1 protein-coding gene is annotated in these 354 nt (G+C 65.8%); it reads right to left on the bottom strand.

Annotation, left to right across the window (positions count from 1 at the left end):
- Window positions 1-354: MFS transporter (locus tag AC0L3J_RS37700; RefSeq protein ID WP_473350480.1), on the bottom strand; the 354-nt coding region annotated here is incomplete at both ends.

The raw sequence follows: 354 nt of genomic DNA, 5'->3' as shown, positions 1-354 counted from the left end.
ATGAAGAAGACCGCCATCAGGGCGGCGACGACGGTCATGCCCCGGGCCCACCGGAACGAAGCGAGCGGGTTGAGAGCCTCCCGGCGTAACGGCCGGCGTTCGCCTTTGTGCGACTCCGGCAAAAGGAAACAGCCCGTCAGGAAATTGAGGCCGTTCAAGGCTGCCGCGGCGAAGAACGGAGCGTGGGGGGAGAAACCGCCCATCAGCCCACCGAGCACAGGTCCCGCGACCATCCCGAACCCGAAACAGGCGCTCATGAAGCCGAAGTGCCGCGCGCGCTCATCGCCATCAGTGATATCGGCAATATAAGCGCCGGCTACCGCCCCAGTCGCCCCGGTGATGCCGGCCACGATC

The sequence above is a fragment of the Bradyrhizobium sp. Kon37 genome (assembly GCF_055807535.1).
The sequence above is the reverse complement of the archived record's forward strand: the minus strand, read 5'-3'. Positions and strand labels throughout refer to the sequence as shown.